The 19,753-nt window shown below is 67.7% G+C and carries 20 protein-coding genes; 10 read left to right on the top strand and 10 right to left on the bottom strand.

Going from position 1 to position 19,753, the window contains the following annotated elements; translation table 11 throughout:
• Window positions 1-58: 58 nt before the first annotated feature.
• The 8 genes from ACIBTM_RS39060 to ACIBTM_RS39025 all read left to right on the top strand — a co-directional run bounded on the left by ACIBTM_RS39060 (window position 59) and on the right by ACIBTM_RS39025 (window position 6,778).
• Complete coding sequence (locus tag ACIBTM_RS39060) at window positions 59-820, top strand: MerR family transcriptional regulator (RefSeq protein WP_395882164.1); 762 nt, start codon at window positions 59-61, stop codon at window positions 818-820.
• Between the two features lie 279 nt (window positions 821-1,099).
• Window positions 1,100-2,290: an ATP-binding protein gene (locus ACIBTM_RS39055; RefSeq protein WP_007032375.1), complete on the top strand. Its 1,191-nt coding sequence runs from the start codon at window positions 1,100-1,102 to the stop codon at window positions 2,288-2,290.
• A gap of 288 nt (window positions 2,291-2,578) precedes the next feature.
• Complete coding sequence (locus ACIBTM_RS39050) at window positions 2,579-2,728, top strand: hypothetical protein (RefSeq protein WP_007032374.1); 150 nt, start codon at window positions 2,579-2,581, stop codon at window positions 2,726-2,728.
• Window positions 2,729-2,962: 234 nt separating this feature from the next.
• Window positions 2,963-3,886, top strand: a complete 924-nt coding sequence (locus tag ACIBTM_RS39045; RefSeq protein ID WP_395882163.1) for a GNAT family N-acetyltransferase — start codon at window positions 2,963-2,965, stop codon at window positions 3,884-3,886.
• 1 nt (window position 3,887) lies between these two features.
• Window positions 3,888-4,163 carry a hypothetical protein gene (locus ACIBTM_RS39040; RefSeq protein ID WP_395882162.1) on the top strand — a complete coding sequence of 92 codons (276 nt, stop codon included), beginning with the start codon at window positions 3,888-3,890 and terminating at the stop codon, window positions 4,161-4,163.
• A 57-nt stretch (window positions 4,164-4,220) separates the two neighbouring features.
• Window positions 4,221-4,577: a YciI family protein gene (locus tag ACIBTM_RS39035; protein ID WP_395882161.1), complete on the top strand. Its 357-nt coding sequence runs from the start codon at window positions 4,221-4,223 to the stop codon at window positions 4,575-4,577.
• Window positions 4,578-4,584: 7 nt separating this feature from the next.
• Window positions 4,585-5,802: an RNA polymerase sigma factor gene (locus tag ACIBTM_RS39030; protein ID WP_395882160.1), complete on the top strand. Its 1,218-nt coding sequence runs from the start codon at window positions 4,585-4,587 to the stop codon at window positions 5,800-5,802.
• Window positions 5,803-6,151: 349 nt separating this feature from the next.
• Window positions 6,152-6,778, top strand: coding sequence for a hypothetical protein (locus ACIBTM_RS39025; protein WP_395882159.1), 627 nt, complete (start codon window positions 6,152-6,154; stop codon window positions 6,776-6,778).
• Here the strand turns inward: ACIBTM_RS39025 and mctP are convergent.
• The gene (mctP, locus tag ACIBTM_RS39020; RefSeq protein ID WP_395882158.1) at window positions 6,775-8,418 is read right to left on the bottom strand and encodes a monocarboxylate uptake permease MctP; all 1,644 of its coding nucleotides are present in this window, start codon (window positions 8,416-8,418) and stop codon (window positions 6,775-6,777) included. The two genes, ACIBTM_RS39025 and mctP, sit on opposite strands and share 4 nt — an antisense overlap.
• Window positions 8,415-8,693: a DUF3311 domain-containing protein gene (locus tag ACIBTM_RS39015; RefSeq protein WP_395882157.1), complete on the bottom strand. Its 279-nt coding sequence runs from the start codon at window positions 8,691-8,693 to the stop codon at window positions 8,415-8,417. The genes mctP and ACIBTM_RS39015 overlap by 4 nt, the downstream gene beginning before the upstream one ends.
• A 204-nt stretch (window positions 8,694-8,897) precedes the next feature.
• Between ACIBTM_RS39015 and ACIBTM_RS39010 the strand changes: the two genes are divergently transcribed.
• Both ACIBTM_RS39010 and ACIBTM_RS39005 read left to right on the top strand, forming a co-directional pair.
• Window positions 8,898-10,514 (top strand): alpha/beta hydrolase, encoded by a 1,617-nt coding sequence (locus ACIBTM_RS39010; protein ID WP_395882156.1) that lies wholly within the window; start codon window positions 8,898-8,900, stop codon window positions 10,512-10,514.
• 134 nt (window positions 10,515-10,648) lie between these two features.
• Window positions 10,649-10,924, top strand: a complete 276-nt coding sequence (locus tag ACIBTM_RS39005) for a helix-turn-helix domain-containing protein (protein ID WP_016338237.1) — start codon at window positions 10,649-10,651, stop codon at window positions 10,922-10,924.
• Here the strand turns inward: ACIBTM_RS39005 and ACIBTM_RS39000 are convergent.
• The 8 genes from ACIBTM_RS39000 to grpE all read right to left on the bottom strand — a co-directional run bounded on the left by ACIBTM_RS39000 (window position 10,921) and on the right by grpE (window position 19,732).
• Complete coding sequence (locus ACIBTM_RS39000; protein WP_395882155.1) at window positions 10,921-11,496, bottom strand: EndoU domain-containing protein; 576 nt, start codon at window positions 11,494-11,496, stop codon at window positions 10,921-10,923. The genes ACIBTM_RS39005 and ACIBTM_RS39000 overlap by 4 nt on opposite strands.
• A gap of 76 nt (window positions 11,497-11,572) precedes the next feature.
• Window positions 11,573-12,820, bottom strand: coding sequence for a hypothetical protein (locus ACIBTM_RS38995; RefSeq protein ID WP_395882154.1), 1,248 nt, complete (start codon window positions 12,818-12,820; stop codon window positions 11,573-11,575).
• Window positions 12,814-13,419, bottom strand: coding sequence for an ATP-binding cassette domain-containing protein (locus ACIBTM_RS38990; protein WP_395882153.1), 606 nt, complete (start codon window positions 13,417-13,419; stop codon window positions 12,814-12,816). The genes ACIBTM_RS38995 and ACIBTM_RS38990 overlap by 7 nt, the downstream gene beginning before the upstream one ends.
• Window positions 13,416-14,288 carry an LLM class F420-dependent oxidoreductase gene (locus tag ACIBTM_RS38985; RefSeq protein ID WP_395882152.1) on the bottom strand — a complete coding sequence of 291 codons (873 nt, stop codon included), beginning with the start codon at window positions 14,286-14,288 and terminating at the stop codon, window positions 13,416-13,418. Before ACIBTM_RS38985 ends, ACIBTM_RS38990 begins: the two co-directional genes overlap by 4 nt.
• An 85-nt stretch (window positions 14,289-14,373) precedes the next feature.
• Window positions 14,374-16,197, bottom strand: a complete 1,824-nt coding sequence (locus ACIBTM_RS38980; protein WP_395882151.1) for a phosphoenolpyruvate carboxykinase (GTP) — start codon at window positions 16,195-16,197, stop codon at window positions 14,374-14,376.
• 395 nt (window positions 16,198-16,592) lie between these two features.
• Window positions 16,593-17,324, bottom strand: a complete 732-nt coding sequence (locus tag ACIBTM_RS38975) for a hypothetical protein (protein WP_395882150.1) — start codon at window positions 17,322-17,324, stop codon at window positions 16,593-16,595.
• Between the two features lie 90 nt (window positions 17,325-17,414).
• Complete coding sequence (locus ACIBTM_RS38970; RefSeq protein ID WP_395882149.1) at window positions 17,415-19,250, bottom strand: dynamin family protein; 1,836 nt, start codon at window positions 19,248-19,250, stop codon at window positions 17,415-17,417.
• Complete coding sequence (gene grpE, locus ACIBTM_RS38965; protein WP_395882148.1) at window positions 19,247-19,732, bottom strand: nucleotide exchange factor GrpE; 486 nt, start codon at window positions 19,730-19,732, stop codon at window positions 19,247-19,249. Before grpE ends, ACIBTM_RS38970 begins: the two co-directional genes overlap by 4 nt.
• Window positions 19,733-19,753: the final 21 nt, after the last annotated feature.

The following is a 19,753-nucleotide window of genomic DNA, read 5'->3' as shown; positions in this document are numbered from 1 at the left end:
CACGGTCGGGTGAACTTCGATTGACTTTGACGCAACGTCAACCTCTACCTTCGTGGACATGCCGAACGAGACGGAGTGGTCGATCCAGGACATCGCCCGCTCGGCCGGGACCACGAGCCGCACGCTGCGCCACTACGGCGACATCGGGCTGCTCGAACCGAGCCGGGTGGGGAGCAACGGATACCGCTACTACGACCAGGACGCGCTGGTGCGGCTGCAACGGATCCTGCTGCTTCGCGAACTCGGGCTGAGCCTGCCCGCGATCGGCGAAGTCCTCGAAGGGGAGCAGGACACGACGGCGGCGCTACGCACGCACCTGAAGTGGCTGGAGCAGGAGCGACAGCGGCTCGGGCGGCAGATCGAATCGGTCAAAACGACCTTGAAGAAGACGGAAAGAGGTGAACAACTGATGGCAACGGAAGTATTCGACGGCTTCGACCACACGAAGTACGAAAAGGAGGTCACCGAGCGCTGGGGCGCCGACGCCTACAAGCAGGGTGACCGGTGGTGGAAGTCGCTGAGCGCCGAGGACAGGAAGGCGCACCAGCAGGAGCAGAAGGACATCGCGGCCGCGTTCGGCGAGGCCCGCGCGCAGGGCCTGCCCGCCGACGGTGACGAGGCCCAGGCGATCACGCGGCGGCTGTACGAATGGCTCCGACCGGCGGTGCGAGCCGTCTCGAAGGGCTACTTCGCCGGTCTCGGCCAGCTGTACGTCGACGACCCGCGCTACGGGCAGTACGACGAGAAGTACGGCTCGGGCACCGCGGAGTACATCCGTGACGCGATGAAGATCTACGCGGAACGCAACCTGAGTGAGTAAGAACGAGGGACGGGGCTGCAGACCCGTCCCTGTTCATCTGTCGCGCGCTGACGAAGACGCCCCGCGGGGCGGAGACCGGATAAAGCCTCTGGTGGACGAAGCAGCCGCCCCGCAAACCGTCTCCGTGGGCCTTCGGCCCAAACGAGGCGCGCGACGGTGAAGTCTCCGCCGGGCGCAGAGCGCCCTTGGGGAGACCGCTCGGCCGCATTTACCGCGACACGCCTATCCCTCTATGGCGGAATATCGGGTCGACGCTAGAAACGCCGATAGCGTGTGAGAGTGGATCCCATCCGCAACCCCTTCGCCCCGGGTGCCGGTCAACGGCCGCCCGAGCTGGCAGGTCGCGTCCGCGAGCTCCAGGCCTTCGAGGTCGTGCTCGAACGGGTCGCGCGGGGGAGACCCGAACGCAGCCTGATGCTGACCGGTCTGCGCGGCGTGGGGAAGACCGTTTTGCTGGGCGAGCTGCGCTCGAGGGCCATCAAGCACGGCTGGGGCGCGGGCAAGATCGAAGCCCGCCCGGACACCGAACTGCGGCGACCGCTCTCGGCCGCGTTGCATCGCGCGATCCGCGATCTCGCGGTGCGCCATCGCGCGCCGGACCGGGTCGAGCAGGTGCTCGGCGTGCTCAAGGCGTTCGCGCTGCGCGCCAACAAGCCGGACGCGAAGCTCCGTGACCGCTGGCAACCCGGCATCGACGTGCCCGCCGCACAGGGCCGCGCCGATTCCGGCGACATCGAGATCGACCTGGTCGAACTGTTCACCGAGGTCGCCGAGCTGGCGGCCGACGTCGGCACCGGGGTCGCGCTGCTGATCGACGAGATCCAGGATCTGCTGCCGGAGGACGTTTCCGCGCTCTGCGCCGCCTGCCACGAACTCTCGCAGTCCGGAGCGCCGCTGGTCGTGGTCGGCGCGGGACTGCCGCACGTGCCCGCCGTGCTTTCGGCTTCGAAGTCGTACTCGGAACGCCTCTTCCGCTACGCACGCATAGACAGGCTGGAGCGCGAAGACGCCGACCTCGCGGTGATGGCACCGATCGAACGCGAGGACGCGGGTATCGAACCGGAGGCACTGGACGCCCTGTTCGACGCGTCCGGCGGCTATCCGTACTTCATCCAGGCCTACGGCAAGGCCGCCTGGGACGCCGCGCCGGCGGATCCCATCACCGTGAAGGACGTCCAGGTCGCCGCCCCGGAGGCCGAATCGGAACTCGCGGTCGGCTTCTTCGGTTCCCGCTACGAACGCGCGACGCCCGCGGAACGCGAGTACCTGCTTGCGATGGCCGAGCTGACCCAGGGCCGGGACGAGTCCGCCGGGACCGCCGATGTGGCCGTCTACCTGGGGCGGAAGCCTTCATCGCTGTCACCGGCGCGGGACAGCCTGATGAAGAAGGGCCTGGTGTACTCCGCCGAGCGCGGGCACATCGCCTTCACCGTCCCGCACTTCGGCCACTACCTGCTCGGCCGGGACTAAGCCTCTCTCCTGCTTTATCGCCTCAGCGCTAGAAAGCGATAGAGGCCCCTACTGTCGCTTCATCGCACCCTCTTCCGTCGTATAGCGCAAACGCTAGACACCTCCAGCGTTACCAAGAAGTGACCGGCGACACCAAATCTCTCCGGATTTCCGCTCTGGTTGCCGATGATTCATCGGCAGGTGTGCCAAGTCACCGGATAATCGTTGGCTTCCTTGTGAAAAAGGGTGCATACTAGGAGCACAGCCACGAAGACGCAAGACCTACTCCCAAGGGGATGACAAAAACCGATGAACAACATCGCCGCCAAGCTCCGTGCCCGTCGCGCCGAGGCTCGCACTCGCCGGGCGCTGAACCGGGCGATCGACACCGCGGCCACCGCGACCGTTCGTCAGGAGCTCATCGCTATCTCCCAGGCGCGTCACACGCACATGCGCTGACCTGACAACAACCGTTGTAGGTGTCGCCCGTTCGAGTGACCTACGACACATAGTGCGTGAGGTGTAACGCCGCGGAACGCGGCGTCGATACCCATTACGACCCCGTGATGCTGGCGGACCCCCGACCTGGCAGCATCACGGGGTTTCCATATGTCCAGCCCCGAAAGATTTCTTGCCTTCACCGCTTCGCGGAGTAACACTTGACTTCGTCAACGAATCTGTTGAGGTGGTCAAATGAATCGATCCGTGGACCGGGTTGCGACCGTCCGGGCCTTCAACCGCCTGTACACCGGCGTGATCGGCGTCCTCGACGAAGGACCGGCCGACGCCGAGTACTCCCTGAGCGAAGCCAGGGTCATCTTCGAACTCGCGCAGCAGGATCAGACCCAGGTCACCGACCTGCGCAAACGTCTCGACCTCGACGCCGGTTACGCGAGCAGGCTGCTCGCGAGGCTCGAAGGACGCGGCCTGCTCACCCGTGAACGCAGCGACGAGGACGCCCGCCGTCAGATCGTCCGCCTGACCGAAAACGGCCGCAAGGCCTTCGCCGTCCTCGACGAACGGTCGGTGGGCCGGATCGGCTCGCTGCTCGGCCGGTTCGGTGACGACGAGCAGCAACGGCTGCTCGGCGCCATGGACACGATCACGTCGCTGGTCGGCGAGCGCGCCGCGGACCCCACGCTGGTCCTGCGCCCACCCCGGCCGGGTGACTTCGGCTGGGTGGTCCACCGTCACGGCGCCCTCTACTCCCGCGAGTACGGCTGGGACGAACGCTTCGAAGCACTCGTCGCCCGCGTCGTCGCGGAGTACGTCGACAGGCGCGGCGATCCGCGCCAAGCGGGCTGGATCGCCGAACTCGACGGGGAGCGCGTCGGCAGCATCTTCTGCATGCCCGCCGAAGACGGCATCACCGCGAAGCTGCGGATGTTGCTCCTCGAACCGGCCGCGCGAGGACGGGGCGTCGGGAAACGCCTGGTCACCGAGTGCGTCGAGTTCGCGAGGGCGGCCGGCTACCCGGCGATGGAGCTCTGGACGGTCTCGCTGCTGGAGGCGGCGCGGGCGATCTACCAAAAGGCCGGTTTCCAGCTGGCGAGCGAAGAGACGATCACGGGCTTCGGTTACGAGCTGACCGGGCAGACCTGGCGGCTGGAGCTGTGACGTGTTCGTCGTCTACTGCCCCGTCTGCGATCGGCGATCCGTGGTCGGGGTCGGCTCGATCGATTTCGTCGACGACCTGACCCCGGGCATGATCTCCGTTTCCGGTCGCTGCCCGGACGGCCACTACGCCGTCCTCCTGACCGGGAAGTCCTTCGCGTCCGACGAGCCCTGTGTGCGCGAAGTGCGGCAGGTGTTGAAACGCCGGCGGCTCCGGACGAGGCTGGGCGCCTGGTTCGCGCGGCAGCGTGAACTGCACGACCGGCTCTTCCGTTATTGATGTCGATTCGCCGTGGGCTCGTTCGTCTAGGGGCCATCGATTCCCAAGGAGGACACCATGCCCCACTACGTCGGTTTCCTGCGGTCCCAGTCGGATTCGCATGAACACCTCGGCCCCGACGAAGCACAACGCGTGCTCGAGAGCTACATCGCCTGGGCGGACGAGCGCACGAAGGAAGGCCGTTTCGTCGGCGGCGGCGGGCTGTCGCGAGGCGGCCGGGTGCTGCGCGGCACCGGCGGCGACGTCGGCGCGACCGACGGGCCGCACACCGAAGCCACCGAGATCGTCGGCGGCTACCAGGTGATCGAGGCCGCGGACCTCGACCAGGCGGAGAAGATCTTCGCGACGCATCCGCATCTGAGGTTCGGGCCGATCGAGGTGCGCAAGGTCGGCGAACGCGGTTGTGAGGACTGAGGCCGTCATGAGCCGCCCGGCCGGCGTGGTGGAGCACCTGTTCCGGCACAGTGCCGGACGGATCGTCGCCACGCTGGCCAGGGCGCTCGGCCCCGAACGCCTCGACCTGGCCGAGGAGGCCGTCGCCGACGCGCTGGAACAGGCGCTGCGCATCTGGCCGCAGAGCGGGGTGCCGGACAATCCGCGCGGCTGGCTGTTCCGGGCCGCGCGGAACCGGGCGATGGACGTCGTCCGGCGCGAACAGACCTTGCGCGCGCTGCTGCCGCGGCTCGTGGAGCTGAACGGCCACGAAGCCGACCGGCGTACGGACGACGAACTCGTGTTGATGTTGCTGTGCTGTCATCCCGCGCTGCCGACGGTCTCGCAGGTGGCGCTGACGCTGAAGACCGTCGGCGGGCTCGGGGTGAACGAGATCGCGGCGGCACTGCTGACGAAACCGGCGACGGTGGCGCAGCGGCTCGTGCGGGCGAAGAAATGGCTGCGGGAATCGGGGAAGCCGCTCACCCTTCCCGGGCCGGACGCGCTGGAGTCCAGAGTGGACAGTGTGCTGGCCGTGCTCTATCTGCTGTTCAACGAGGGCTATGACGCGACGACCGGCGAGGTCGCGGTGCGCGGCGAACTGTGCGGCGAGGCGATCCGGCTGGGGCGGCTGCTGCTGGCCGAGCCGAAGACGGATCTGCCGAGGGTGCGGGCGCTGGTCGCGCTGATGCTGTTGCAGGGGAGCAGGCTGCCCGCGCGGGTCGACCGGGACGGTGACCTGCTGCTGCTCGACGAGCAGGACCGCGACCGCTGGGATCACGCGATGATCGCCGAGGGGACGCGGCTGTTCGAGCGGGCGTGCGCCGGGCCGGAGATGTCGGCGTATCACGTCGAAGCGGCGATCGCGCTGTGCCACAGCACGGCTTCGTCGCCGGACTGGCGCCGGATCGTCGGCCTGTACGACGACCTGCTGACGCTGCGGCCGTCGCCGGTGGCGCGGCTGAATCGCGCTATCGCGCTTTCGATGGTGGACGGTGCGGCGGCCGGGATCGCCGAACTCGAAGCCGTCGAGGCCGACCTGCCGGACTACACCCTGCTGCCCGCCGTCCTCGGCGCGCTGTGGCTGCGCGCCGGCGACCCCGGGCGAGCCGCGGACCACTACCGGCGAGCGCTCGCGCTGCCCTGCACGGAACCGCGACGCCGCTTCCTCACCCGGCGCCTGTCGGCCTGCTCCACCACCCCTTGAACAGCAGTTTTGGCCTCGCCGCGCGTACCCCACCCCCCACCGCTCCCAGGGGGGCGCGCCCCGCACCAGCGTATCGGGAGGGGGTGACGCGGGGTGGGTTCCGGCGGTGACGGGGACCGAGTTGTCCACAACGGTGAGTGGGTGTGGACAACTCGGGTGGATGTCTCAAAGGGGGCCTTGGGGACATTGAGCGTCTCGAAGGGGCCCTTCAGGACTCGGAGATCCGGCGGGCGACACGTCGCGAAAGCCACTTTCGGGACATCAGACGTCGCGAAAGTGGCTTTCGCGACGTCCCGGCGTCCGGCGCGGAAGACACCCCCAGTTCACGCAGGCACGGTTATCTGAGGGAGTGAACTGGACGGCGTACGTCGACGGCTACTGCGAACGCCTCGCCCCCGGCCTCTGGGGCGAGCCACTCAACAGTCTCAGCAATCTCGCGTTCCTGATCGCGGCGATCGCGGTCTGGCGGCAGCCGAAGGGCCGCGTCTTCGCCGTCCTGATCGGACTGGTGTTCCTCGGCAGCACGGCCTTCCACCTGCTCGCCACCCGCTGGTCCGCGGCCGCCGACACCGGCTTCATCCTGGTGTTCGTCCTGTACTACGCCGCCGTGTTCCCGCATCTGTTCTTCGGCGTCCGCCGCGGGCTCTCGTGGCTCGGCGTCCCCGTGTTCCTCGCCTTCACCGCCGTCGTCGCGTCGCTGGGCGGCGGACTGTACCTCTCGGCCTTGCTCGGGCTCGTGGTCTTCGCGGTCATTCTCAGGGGTGAACACCGCCGCAGGTTCGCCCTCGCCGCGGGCGTTTTCGGGGTGTCCCTTTCGTTCCGCACGGCCGACCACACGGTCTGCGGGAGCTTCCCCGCCGGAACGCACTTCCTCTGGCATCTGCTGAACGGTCTCGTGCTCTACCTGGCGGCGACCGCGGCGACGAAAAGGGCCGCGTCCCGGCAGGACGCGGCCCCTTCGATCATCAGTGACTAGTGGACGCCGATTTCGCGGAGATCCTTGTCGTGTTCGTCGGCGTGGTAGTCCTCGGCCTCGGTGTCGTCCGTGCCGTTGAAGACCTTCAGCCGCCGCGCGATCACCGTGAAGATCACGGCGATCAGCAGGTTCGCGATCAGCGCCACGAACCCGACGTAGATCTGCAGCTGCGAGCCGCTGAACGGGTGCCAGCCGAAGATCGACAGGTCCCCCAGCTTCAGCGCCGAGCCACCGAAATGCGCCTTCCCGGTCGCCGGGTTCGGGATGTTGTAGAGCATGATCAGGCCCCAGCCGATGCCGACCACCCAGCCGGCGATCAGGCCCCAGCGGTGGAACCACCGCGTGTAGAGCGAGATCGCCACCGCGGGCAGCGTCTGCAGGATCAGCACACCGCCGATGAGCTGCAGGTCGATCGAGAACTGCGGGTCGATGAACAGGATGAACGCCACCGCGCCGAACTTCACGATCAGCGAAGCGAGCTTGGCCTGCTTCGCCTCCTGGCCCGGCGTCGCGTTCTTCTTGATGTACTCCTTGTAGATGTTGCGGGTCCACAGGTTGGCCGCCGCGATCGACATGATCGCCGCGGGAACCAGCGCGCCGATGCCGATCGCGGCGAACGCGATCCCGGCGAACCACGACGAGAACTGCGTGTCGAACAGCACCGGGACGACGGTGTTCGTGTCGGGTTTGCCGGTGGCGTTGTTGGTGATCGGCGAGACCGACGCGCTGATCGCGACGTAGCCGAGCAGCGCCAGCAGGCCCAGCACCAGCGAGTACGCCGGGAGCGCGACCATGTTCCGCTTGATCACGCTGCGGCCGCGCGAAGCGAGCACGCTGGTGAGCGAGTGCGGGTACAGGAACAACGCGAGCGCGGAACCGAGCGCCAGCGTGGCGTACTGCAACTGGTTGTTCCCGTTGAGCAGGATGCCGTCCGACGGGGACTGCGTCTTGTCGAACTTCGCGTCGGCCGCGTCGAAGATCGCCGACCAGCCGCCGAGCTTCGAGGGCAGGTAGATGATCGCCACGATGATCACGAGGTAGATCAGGATGTCCTTGACGAACGCGATCAGCGCGGGCGCGCGAAGGCCCGACTGGTAGGTGTAGACCGCCAGGATGACGAAGGCGACCAACAGCGGCAGGTGACCGACGATGCCGGAGCCGTTGATGCCCATGGTCCGCAGGACCGCTTCGAGGCCGACGAGCTGCAGCGCGATGTACGGCATCGTCGCGACGATGCCGGTGATCGCGATCAGCAGCGCCAGCGTCGGCGAACCGAACCGGCCGCGGACGAAGTCGGCGGGCGTGACGTAGCCGCGGACACGCGAGACCGACCACATGCGCAGCGCCGGCATCAACACGATCGGGTAGACGATGATCGTGTACGGCAGCGCGAACAGGCCCATCGCGCCGGCGCTGAACATCAGCGCGGGGACGGCCACGAACGTGTAAGCCGTGTAGAGGTCACCGCCGAGCAGGAACCAGGTGATCCACGAACCGAACTTGCGGCCGCCGAGACCCCATTCGTCCAGGTGGTCGAGGGTGTTGCCGGCCTTCCAGCGCGACGCTACGAAGCCGAGCACCGTGACCACCGCGAAGAGGATCGTGAAGATGATCAGCTCGGGCCATTGGATGTTGGTCACTTGACGTCCCCCTCGTCGAGCTCGTCCACGGACAACCGGTCGGGACGCTCACTGGTCGGCTTGTCCTTGGTCATCACGTAGACGATCCAGGTGCACAGGACGCCGACCGCCACGAACGCGAATTGGAACCAGTAGAAGAACGGCATCCCGAACAGCCGGGGACCGTCCGAATTGAACAAGGACGTGATCAGCACCAGCAACGGGATGATCAACAGGAGGTTCCAGGGGCTGAACTGAAAGCCCTTCACCTTCCCGCCTGCCTTACCTGACGCCATCGGACCTCACCTAACGTTCCCGTACCCCCGGATGGACCCGATGACCCTAGAACCTCTCACCCGCCCGGGTCACGCGTGCCGGATATCGATTTGATCAGTGAAGCCTCATACGACGAAGGGCGGTTGCCGTCGGAGTCCCCGGCGGATATCAATAGCCGCAAGTCGCGAACAGGAACTTCGCACGCAAGATCAAAGGGGCATCGGATGAAGAAACTCCGCTATGCGGTGGTGATCCCGGCTGTCGCCGGCACCATGCTGGCCGGGTTCACGCCTGCGTTCGCAGGGCCGGAGGCTGCCGGACAGCAGCCGCTGAACTCCACCAACATTCCGGCGAAGTACGCGGACCAGAAGCTGGACTGGCACAAGTGCACCGCCGGCGAGCTGCCGTCCGCGCCGCCTCCGGGGGCCGAGAACATCGAGTGTGCGACCTACCGCGCGCCGCGTAACTGGTACAAGACGAACGAGGCCATCGACCTGACGATCGCCGTCAGCCGCCTCGCCGCCACCAGCGGCAAAGCGACGGCCAGTGTCATCACGAACCCGGGTGGCCCCGGCGCTCCGGGCCGTAACTTCCCGGCCCGTCTGCGTAACCAGACGAAGCTCCGCGCGAACCAGGAGATCATCGGTCTCGACCCGCGCGGCACCGGCAAGAGCACCAACATCACCTGCGGCAACGCGATCGGCACCGGCTCCGACCTGGACCCGCGCGACCGCAGCCGGGCGAACCTCAACCTGATCCTGGACGCCACCAAGTACGCGGCGGACTCCTGCCAGGTGAAGTCCGGCGAGCTGGGCCCGCTCATCAACACCGCCCAGACCATCCGCGACATCGACCTGCTGCGCGTCCTCCTGGGCCGCGACAAGATCAACTGGGTCGGCTACTCGGCGGGCACCTGGATGGGCGCGCACTACGCGCAGCAGTTCCCCACCCGGACCGGCCGCTTCCTGCTCGACTCCTCGACCGAGTTCACCACCACCTGGCAGAACTCGTTCGACGGGCAGCCGCTCGGCTTCGAGCGCCGCTGGCGTCAGGACTTCCTGCCGTGGATCGGCAAGTACGACAAGGTCTATGGCTTCGGCAAGACCGGTGAAGACGCTCGCCAGACCTACGAGAAGGTCCGCTTCGCGCTGACCCAGAACCCGGTCGAGGTGGACGGCGTCCCGGTTTCGGCCAACGCCCTCGACTCGACCATCGCGGGGTACCTCTACTCGAAGCGCAACTTCCCGGCGCTGGCCGACTACCTGGTCAACCTGAAGACGCTGACCGAGGGCACCTCGACCCAGCAGCAGAAGACCACGGCCGCGCAGAAGGTCAAGGCCGAGACCGTCGACGGTGACGGCGTCATCGGCCCGCAGCCGCTGTTCGTCCCGACCGACGGCGACTCCTACAACGCCAGCTTCTGGACCATCCCCTGCAACGAGGGCAAATGGACCGGCAACCGGCAGAGCGTCATCCGCCAGTCGCAGAAGCTGATCGACCGCGATCTGCCGCTGCTCGGCGCCGGCTGGCTGATCCAGCCGTGCATCTTCTGGAAGAACAAGCCGGTCGACCTGCCGAAGCTCGACGGCCGCGGCGTCCCGCCGGTGCTGATCGTCCAGTCGGTGAACGACCCGGCGACCCCGATCGAGGGCGCGACCCGTGCGCACCGCGCGTTCGCCGGTTCGCGGATGATCACCGTGACCGGTGAAGGTGACCACGGTATCTACGCCGGCGGCAACGTGGGTGTGGACAAGGTCGTGGAGGACTTCCTCGTCGACGGCAAGGTGCCGAACGACCAGAGCCTCCCCGGACTCCCACTTCCGGTGCCCGCGGGCGCCTGAAGCCACTAGGGATTGTGGCCCCGTCGAGTTTCGGCTCGGCGGGGCCCTTTTCTTCGGGTTGTCCACGACCTGTGCACAGAGTTGTCCACAGGCTGGGGGTAACTCGGCACGTGAGCGGTATTAGTATTGGCTCCATGGTGCGAGTGCCGTTGACGGACGAGGAACGCGAACGCGGCGAGCGGCTGGGGCTGGCGCTCCGGGACGCGCGCGCGGCGTCGTCGCGGAGCATGGTCGAGGTCGCGGCGGAGGCCGGGATCTCGGTGGAGACGCTCCGGAAGATCGAGACCGGCCGGATCCCGACGCCCGCCTTCTTCACCGTGATGGCGATCGCGGACGCCGTCGCACTGCCGCTGGACGCGCTGCGTTCGGCCGCCGAGGGCGGCGCCGAAGAGGTCGCCGAGGCGAGTTAGGGGCGCAGGGCGGCCAGGGCGTGAGCCCGGTCGTTCAGGTAGAGGAAGCCGTCGATCGGCAGGTCGAAGCTGTTCAGCAGGCTTTCCAGGGTGGCGTACTCGTCCACGCCGAGGTGCAGGTTCTCGTTCAGCGCGTGCGCGACGAGGACGTCCGCCAGCTCTTCCCATTCGCCCGACCAGTGCAGCGTGCGGTAGAAGGCCAGGACGTCCGGCGCGATCCGGTCGCCGATCTGGTCGAGCAGGCTGTCGCCGAAGAAGCTGATCCGGCCGGCGGCGAGGTCGGCGACGGTCGGGTTCGCCGGGTCGGCGGCGGCGTCGGGATTGCGGACCACGCCGGGGCCCGCCACCGGATAGCCCGTCTTGACGTGGCCGTTGTCTTCGACCAGCACGATCAGATGCACGCCGTACCGTTCGCCGGCGCAGCGCCAGCGGCCGTTGTGCAGTCTGAGGCGGGGTTCGCTCGGATCGTTCGCGACGTCCTTGATCACCGCGATGATCTGCTCGTCGGTCCAGCCCACGGGGAACTCGCTGGTCGCCCGCCGCCTCTTTCCCGGTGCGTGCCCGCCGCCCACTCGTGCTCCTTTCGTCGCATCGAGGGTAACCCGCGTTCGGAGTATCCGAATGATCCGAACGCGGGAACGGGTGACCTCAGGCGATCACGCTGAGCAAAACGGCACCGACGACGAGCACGTCGACGCCGCGCAAAGCCTGCAGTCCGGCCGCCCCGCCGCTGACGTCGTAGTTCATCGGTGGCCGGGTCGCCGTCCGCAACACGGCGAAGACCGCGAGCGGGATCGCGAGCCACACCGGCCAGGCCGGGACCACCCCGAGGATCAGCGTCACGAGGCCGAGCAGGATCCCCCAAGCGAGACCGAGCAGGGTGATCACCAGCCCGTTGACCAGCCGCAGCTCCCAGTCCGACGCGCCGAGCCACCGCCGGCGGCCGGGATTGCGCCACAGTTCGCCGAGCCCGCCGACGAACGGCACGAGCGCCGCGTACGCGCCGAGCGCGAACAGCGCCGCCGCGGGGATCGCCGGGAAGGCCAGGTGCGCGACGCCTGCCAGGCACGCGACCACCACACTCGCCGCCGCGTAGCGCGTCCGGCCGAGCACCCCTGCCCACGCGAGCCGCAGCGTCGTCGGACGCCGCAGCGACAGCCACGGCACCGGCTTCGACTCCGGGATCAGCAGCATGGGATCCATGAAGACCGCGGCCATCGCCCGCAGGAGCCGAGCGTTCCAGCCGTCGACGAGTTCCTGACGGCCGACCCCGGACATCGGTTCGCCACCGAAGCCCACCGCGACCGCCACCACGAACAGGGCACCGGCCAGCACCTCGACGGCGACCGGGCCGAGGCCCGCGGCCGCGACCGCCAGGCCGGCGAGCGCGAGCACGACCGGTGCGAGCGTTTCCCCGCGGATCGCCGTCCGGCGCGCGGTGACGGCGGCCAGGATCGCACCGGAGGCGGTCAACGCCGACACAGCGATCCACACGTTCTTCGATCCGCCGCCGATCGCGGTGACCAGCGCCCCGGTGTAGCCGACCACCAGGACCAGCCCGGCCCAGAGCGTCCACATCCGCTTCACGACGACTCGGCGCCTGTCGACGCGGGCGAAGTCCATCCATGTCAGGGCCGCCGGCTCGGCCCAGACGAAGCCACGGCGCAGCAGGCCGCGCCAGAACATCGCGCAGAGCACGACCAGCAGCCCGAAGACCGCCGGAAAGTCCACAACGGACTGTCCAAAAAGGAAATCGCGGAGCTTCGGCAGGTTCTGGAAGGCGGTGAACAGCGCACCGAAACCGAACAGTGCCAGGAAGCTCTGATAGTCGCCGTTGAGCAGTCCGCCGAAACGCTGCCGTCCGGGCACATGCGTGGGCGCCTTCGTGGTCACCACAGCTCTAGCGTGGAATCGGCCGCTTCGAGCAGCGGCGGATGGTGCGTGGCCACGACGACGGCGGCTCCGGCGGAGGTCGACCGCTTGATCAACGACGTCAGCCATTCCTTGCCCGCGACGTCGAGCGCCCGCTCCGGCTCGTCGAGCAGCAGGACGTCGTGCGGCCGCGCCGTCGCGCCGAGGAGCAGCAGACGACGGCGTTGCCCGGCCGAGAACTTCCCCGCGGTGACCTTCGCCCGCTCGGCGAGCCCAGCGTCCGCGAGCAGCGCGTCGAAATCGCCGAGTTCGGCGCCGAACGAGCCCTCCAGCAGTTCGAGATGCTGGAGCGGGGTCAGCTCGGCGAAGAAATCGGAGTCGTCGAACAGGACGGAAACCTTGCGCCGGAAGGAAACATCGCGTTCGTCGGGTTTCCCGCCCGCGACGACGACCCGGCCCCGTTGCGGGGTCTGCGTTCCGTACAGACACCGCAACAGGGTCGATTTCCCGACCCCGTTGGGGCCGACGATGACCGCGCATTCGCCCGCCTCGACCTCGAAGTCGAGGCCGTCGAACAACCAGTGCTCCCCGGCCTGGACGCCGAGCCCGCGTACGTCGATCATTTGCCGCGCAATGATTCGATCACCGGTGCGAGCGCGTCCATGTTGTGCTCCAGCACGGTGAAGTAGGTGAAACCGAACCGTTCGCGATGCGCCAGGATCTGTTCCGCGATCTGCTCGTGGGTGCCGACCAGGGCCGTCGGAAGTTCGGCGAGCTGATCGATGGTGAGCTTCTCGTCGAGCAGCTCTCGCAGGCTTTCCAGACCCTTTCGCCGGTCTTCGACCACGGCGACGAAATGCGCGAGGATATTGAATTCGACGGCGCGCCCGTTCAGTTTCCCGCGAACGAAGTTCACCCGCTCTTCGATTCCGGCCGCGTCTTCGACGGCGAGCGCGCCCCCGTCGGGAACGGCCGCCGTGCCGGTGAAGCCGATGATGTCGGCGTGTTCGGCGGCGAGGGTGAGGAGCCTGTCGCCGCGACCGGCGATCATCAGCGGCGGTCCCGGTTTCTGCACCGTCGGCGGTTTGTGGTCTTCGTCGGAATAGAGCCTTTTCAGCACTTTGATGGTGTTTTCGAGATGGTCCACGCGTTTGCCGGCACGCGGGAAATCCATTCCCGCCGCTTCGAATTCGGCCTTCACGTAACCGGCCCCCAGGCCGAGCTCCAGCCTGCCCTCGGTGAACTGGTCAGTGCCGGTGACGTCGCGGGCCAGCAGCACCGGGTTGTAGAAGGCGGTGTTGATGACGAAGGTGTTGAGCCGAGGGCGATTCGTCACCTCGGCGGCGAGCACGAGGGCCGGGAACGGCGGTGCCATGCCGAGGTGGTCGGCCGCGCCGATCACGTCGAAGCCGAGGTCCTCGGCCTTGCGGCACTTTTCGACCCACGCGGCACGGCTTTCCGGGACGACCATGTTGACGCCGAATTTGACCATGCGGCCACGGTACCGAGCGCGAAAGAAGAAGGCCTCATCCTCGGGAATGACTCCGAGGATGAGGCCTTCTCAGGTGTTACGACGATCAGCCGAGACGCTGCTTGAGCGCGTCCAGTTCGTCACGCAGCGACGACGGGACCTTGTCGCCGATCTTCTCGAACCACTCCTCGATGAGCGGCAGCTCCTGGCGCCACTCCTCGGCGGAGACGTCCAGCGCGGCCTGGATGTCGGCCAGCGGCTCCTTGAGGCCGTCGGTGTCGAGGTCCTCGGCGTTCGGCACGAAGCCGACCGGGGTCTCGTTCGCGTTGCCCTTGCCCTCGACGCGGTCGATGACCCACTTCAGGATCCGCGAGTTCTCGCCGAAGCCCGGCCACAGGAAACGGCCGTCGTCGCCACGGCGGAACCAGTTGACGTAGAAGATCTTCGGCAGCTTGTTCGCGTCGGCGTTCTTGCCGAGGTCCAGCCAGTGCTTGAAGTAGTCACCGGCGTGGTAGCCGAGGAACGGCAGCATGGCCATCGGGTCGCGGCGCACGTTGCCGACCGCGCCGGCGGCGGCCGCGGTGGTCTCCGACGACATGGTGGCGCCCATGAACACGCCGTGCTGCCAGTCGCGGGCCTCGTTCACCAGCGGGACCGTGGTCTTGCGGCGGCCACCGAACAGGATCGCCGAGATCGGCACGCCCTGCGGGTCGTCCCACTCGGGCGCGAGGATCGGGCACTGCGACATCGGGGTGCAGTAGCGCGAGTTCGGGTGCGCGGCCTTTTCTTCCGACTCCGGCGTCCAGTCCTGCTTCTTCCAGGAGGTGGCGTGCTCGGGCTTGTCGCCCATGCCCTCCCACCAGATGTCGCCGTCGTCGGTGAGCGCGACGTTCGTGTAGACCGTGTTGCCCTTTTCGATGGTGCGCATCGCGTTGGGGTTGGTGTGCCAGTCGGTGCCCGGCGCGACGCCGAAGAAGCCGAACTCGGGGTTGACCGCGTACAGGCGGCCGTCCTCGCCGAACCGCATCCACGCGATGTCGTCACCGAGGGTCTCGGCGCGCCAGCCGGGGATGGTCGGCTGCAGCATGGCGAGGTTGGTCTTGCCGCAGGCGCTCGGGAACGCTGCCGCGACGTAGTGGACCTTGTCCTCGGGCGAGATCAGCTTGAGGATCAGCATGTGCTCGGCCAGCCAGCCCTCGTCACGGGCGATGACCGAGCCGATGCGCAGCGAGTAGCACTTCTTGCCGAGGAGCGAGTTGCCGCCGTAGCCGGAGCCGTAGCTCCAGATCTCGCGGGTCTCGGGGAAGTGCGAGATGTACTTGGTGGTGTTGCACGGCCAGGAGACGTCCTCCTGACCCGGCTCCAGCGGCGCGCCGACGGAGTGCAGGGCCGGGACGAACTCGCGCTCGGTGCCGTCCTCGGTGATGAACTTGTCCAGCGCGGCCTTGCCGGCGCGGGTCATCACGCGCATGGAGGCGACGACGTAGGCGAAGTCGGTGATCTCGATGCCGAGCTTGGGGTCCTCGGCTCCGAGGGGGCCCATGCAGAAGGGGATCACGTACATCGTGCGACCGCGCATGCATCCGCGGTACAGCTCGGTCATCGTGGCCTTCATCTCGGCCGGGTCCATCCAGTTGTTGGTGGGACCGGCGTCCTCTTCGTTCTCCGAACAGATGAAGGTGCGCTCTTCGACGCGGGCGACGTCATTCGGGTCGGAAGCCGCCCAGTACGAGTTGGGCTTCGCGTCGAGCTGCACGAACGTGCCGGCGGAGACCAGCTCGGCGTTGATCCGGGCGGCCTCTTCGTCGGACCCGTCGACCCACACCACACGGTCCGGAGTGGTCAGTTCGGCGACCTCCCGGACCCAGGACAGCACGCCACTGTGCGTCGTCGGCGCATTTTCCAGTCCGGGGATGGCGACTGCGGTCATCTCTACTCCTGACTTCCGACGGCAGAAGCCCACACCGGGAACGACGCTGTTCCGATGCGGGCTTCGATGCCGGCGACCGAATGGCTTCGCACACCGGCGGGAAGACCGGCGTGCAGGTTTTGGGATTCCCCGAGAGTAGCCGGATGACCGGCAGGTAACCGAGAGCTGACCTGTCGGTTCTCTCACAAGAACGATAAGGGAATCGATTCAGTATCACCGGAATGGGCCATACGCAAAAATTCTTCCGGTGATCGATGGCACAGGCGCCGGACGAATCGGACATGAGAAAACCCGGCACGAGGTCTCGTACCGGGTTTTCCTGTGACCAGGATTACATTAATCGGCCTACCGAATGGACTAAACCATTCTTGTATTGGTCCAGGCCATTTCAGGATTTAGTTCGGGCTGATCCACTGACCGGTGGCGGAATCGATCTTCGCCACTCCTTCGAGTGTTTCGGTGCCCCCACCGCCCCACGCGGCGTCGCCCGCCGGGTCGGCTGCCGTGTTGCCTTCGGCCGCCGGAGCGCTCGTGAAGGCCGAGTCGATGTCGTTGCTGACCAGGCCACTGCCGACCTCGGTCCACTGGCCGGGGCCGGTGTGCTCGTAGGTCTTGGAGTTGCCGGAAGCGTCGGTCTCCACCGCGATATCCGCGCTGCCGTCGCCGTCCTTGTCGGTGAAGGCGATCGTGCGGCCGTCCTCCGTGTGGACGATGGCGGTGTCCGGGGTCCCATCGTTGTTGGTGTCGACGGTCGGCGGGCCGACCTCGACGTCGCCGCTGGGCATGTCGGCGTGCATGGAGCCGCTGGTGCCCGCGTCGGAACCGTCGTCGTTGCCGCCGCCACCCGCTTCGACCCAGGACCCGGACGCCTCGTCGTAGACGGCTTCCTGGACGACCTTGCCGTTCTCGTCGAGCACCGCGTACTGGTCGGCCTCGCCGTCGCCGTCGGTGTCGACGAACGCCTGACCGGTGCCGTCCTCGTGCTGGATGACCGCGGCGTCGTTCACGCCGTCCTTGTCGAGGTCGTAGTTGAGCTCGGCCTGGTACTCCTCGCCGTCAACGTGGACGGTGACTGCTTCGGTGGAGCCCGACTCGGTGTCCGTGCCGCCGCTCTCGTCGACCCACATGGGATAACCCCCTCGTTGACCTGCTGGTGTGTCGAAGCTTATGACTCACCGTAGGCCGGTTCGGTTCCGGTCCACAACAGGACCACCCCGTCAGGCGTCGCGCAGTGATCGAATGCGACCGAGCAGTGCCTCAGCGCGGTCACGCCCGTCCGAGACGTCCTTCAGGCGCTTCGCGACGACCGAGATCTTCTTCGCCCGTTCCTGCGCGCCCATCTTGATCGTCTTGTCGACTTCCTTCAGCTCCGCCTCGATCGCGTCGATGCGGCGGCCGAGGGCTTCGTCGAGCGCCATCGAAAGCTGCTGTTCGGCTTCGATCAGCTGCTCCGCGACGAGCTGGTCCAACGTGGACCGAGCGTCGGCGATCGCCTCGACCAGCCATTGCTTCATATGCTGCTTGTCCGACGCGTGTTTACGGGTCCGCGCCATCCACCAGCCGGCACCGAGCCCGATGATGATCGTGGCAGGCAGGATCACCGGGTTCAGGATCGCGACGCCCGCCAGCGGCAGCGCGGCGACCTTCCCGGCGCCGAGCCCACCGGAAACCCCCATGAAGATGAGCAGTTTGTCCTCGGCCGTCGGCGGCTTCTTGTCCGGCGGGCGCAGCACGACCGGCGGGCCGCCCGCCCTCGCGAACTGGCCGCGGATGATGTCGAGCTCTTCGGCCGAGAACAGCTCGGCGAGCGCGACGTTGGTGACCTGGTTGAGCCGCTGGGAGAGCAGCATCGAGATCCGCTGCGACGTCGTCTGCAGCGCGATGTCGACCTGCTGGGGCAGCGCGGCGAGCTCGTCCCGTTTCGCGCCGTCGATCCGCTGCCGGAAATGGGTCGACGCGTCGCGCATCTGCCTGCTGGTCTCGTGTCCGACCTCGACGCGGGTCCGCTGGATCTCCGCACGCAGTTTGAGCTGCCAGCCCCGGGTCGAAGACCGGCGTTCGGCGGTCAGATCGTCCCGGCGCTGACGCAGCTGCTCCGCTTCGGCCTCACCGGCGGACAACGCGCGGCTTTCGGCCTGCAGCTTCGCCTTGAGTTCGCCGAGCGCGCTCGACAGCGCGCGCAGGGTGTTGGCCTCGCCCAGCATCGCCGAACGGCCGACCAGCATCTCCTGCAGCGCGCCCTGCAACGCGGCGATGCCCGCCTTCTCGCGCAGCATCATGGCCATCTGCTCGTTCGGGGCCTTGGCCGCCGTCTCGAACATGCGCGCGGACACCGGGTGGAACACCGCGTCGGCGAACCGGGGGGCGTGCTCGGCGAGCAGCCGCCGGTCGGCTTCGAGCACCTCGCGCCAGCCGCGGAACTGGTCGGTCTTGGTCAGCGCGAACAGCACGGTCTCGACGCGTTCGCCCATGTCGTGCAGGAATTGCAGCTCCTGCGCGGTGAACGGCGAGGAGGCGTCGACGACGAACAGCAGCGCGGTGGCGCCCGCGGCGGCCTCCTTCGCCAGCTCGCCGTGCATAGAATCGAGGCCGCCGACGCCCGGGGTATCCACAATGGACACCCGTTCGAGCAGCGGGACCGGGCCGGATACCTCGACGTACCGCGGCGGGATCTGCCCTTCCGGCAGTTCGTGCGCGGCCGAAACCCAGTGGATCAGCTCGTTCAGGTTGATCGGCACCGGCGCCAGCTGGCCCGGGTAGCAGGCCTGCGCGGACCACTGCTCGGCGTGCTCGAAGACGAGATACGTCGCGGTGGCGACGTCGGCGTCCACAGGGGACAGTCCCGGCATGGAAAGGAGCGCGTTCACGAGCGAGCTCTTGCCGCGGTTGGTCTCGCCGACCACCACGACCGACGGCTTCTTCGGCCGCGCCTGCCGGATGTCCTCGACCCATTTCGCGGCCTGGGGATCGGCTTCGCGGACGACGGTGAGCAGCTGTTCGCGGGTGCTCTTCACGACCGCGGGCAGGTTGGCCGCCGCGCTCGGAGCGGTCACTGTGCCTTCTTCGCGTAGACGATGACGATCGGCGCGCGCAGTACCCGGTCGTGATCGGCGAAACCGACCACCTCGGTCTCCGCGACGAGCCCTTCGAGTGCCGGGTCCTCGGTCGCGACCGCGCCGCCCGCCTCGTGCACGGCGGGGTCGAACCGCTCGCCGTCCGGGCGCAGGGCACGGACGCCGATCCCGGCGAGACCGTGTTCGAGCCGCTCGACGACACCGCCGCTGCGGGCGCGATCGAGGGCGTACAGGCACATCTGGATCAGCGCCTGCCTGTCGGCGAGAGCCTGTTCGAGGTCGGCCGGACCTGTGGTCGTGGACTCCACATCGGTCTTTGACGCGGCTTCGGCGCTCTCGGTTCCCTCGGACGGCGAAGTCACGCCATCCGCTTCGGCGATGACCGCCGCCGAGATCTGGCCGGTCGGCACGTCGTCCGGATTTTCCTCGTCGACCGCCTTCTTGCGCAGCCAGGCACCCACGGATTCGACCCCCGTAACTGA

Origin of the sequence: Amycolatopsis sp. NPDC049868, from assembly GCF_044461365.1 — a bacterium.
GTDB lineage: Bacteria > Actinomycetota > Actinomycetes > Mycobacteriales > Pseudonocardiaceae > Amycolatopsis.
The sequence above is the reverse complement of the archived record's forward strand: the minus strand, read 5'-3'. Positions and strand labels throughout refer to the sequence as shown.